Origin of the sequence: Microcystis sp. M49636_WE2 (assembly GCF_030065375.1) — a bacterium.
GTDB lineage: Bacteria > Cyanobacteriota > Cyanobacteriia > Cyanobacteriales > Microcystaceae > Microcystis > Microcystis aeruginosa_C.
The window spans coordinates 1-1,057 of sequence record NZ_JASJFG010000656.1 but is presented as its reverse complement, the minus strand read 5'-3'; the positions used below and the strand labels follow the sequence as shown (position 1 = coordinate 1,057).

The following is a 1,057-nucleotide window of genomic DNA, read 5'->3' as shown; positions in this document are numbered from 1 at the left end:
GAAAAAACCGGATGGGTGGCACAAGCATAAACCTGTCGCGCCCCCTTGGCTTTCAGTAACTGCGCCCCTTGAGCGATCGTACCGGCCGTATCGATCATATCATCGACTAAAACCGCCGTTTTATCCTTAACATCGCCGATCAAGTTCATCACTTCCGCCACATTATGGGTTTGCCGGCGTTTATCAATAATTGCTAGGGGCGCATCATTGAGTTTTTTGGCAAAAGCCCGCGCCCTAGCCACCCCACCCACATCGGGAGAAACCACGACGATATCGGGTAATTGTTTACTGAGAAGATAGTCCACCACCACTGGGGAACCGTAAACGTGATCGAAGGGAATATCGAAATAACCTTGAATTTGGGCTGAATGCAAATCCATGGCCAGCACGCGACTTGCCCCCGCTTCCGTGATCAGATTAGCCACCAGTTTAGCGGCGATCGATTCCCGGCCGGCGGTTTTGCGATCGGCGCGAGCATAACCATAATAGGGAATTACGGCGGTAATTTGTCGGGCAGAAGCACGACGACAGGCATCGATCATGATCAACAATTCCATCAAATGATCGTTGACGGGATTGCAACAGGGTTGAATTAAATAGACATCACAGCCCCGGATCGATTCCTGAATCTGGATGTACAATTCACCATCGGCGAAACGTTTACGAATCATCGGACCCACATCCATGCCCAGATAACGGGCCACCTCTTGGGCAAGAGATACATTAGCGGATCCCGAAAAGAGACGAAGACGATTGCTGTCCGACGCGGCGGGAAACATCGGATGTCGCATCAAAGTAGCAGAATAGCTCACAGCAGATTCTTTACCCTCAAACTCAAGGCACTTTTTTCTATCATCTCAGTTTTGTTGAAAATCTGAGTGGATTTCTTTGTTAGATCTCAATCTTAACCAATTACCGATCATCGGAAATTTTGGGTCTGAAACCCCGCCGTTCTAGGTTGGCTTTACGTTAGAATTAAAAGGCCAGTCTCGAAAACCAAGTGGACGGCGCAGCACCTTGAAAACTCGGCTTAGGGGGTTCCGACCAGAAAAGCTTG

The 1,057-nt window shown here is 49.2% G+C and carries 1 protein-coding gene; it reads right to left on the bottom strand.

Annotated elements, in window-relative coordinates:
- Nucleotides 1-779 (bottom strand): ribose-phosphate pyrophosphokinase (locus PX484_RS15210; protein ID WP_502882751.1); only part of this gene is annotated, 779 nt, incomplete at its 3' end.
- Between the last annotated feature and the right edge of the window lie 278 nt (nt 780-1,057).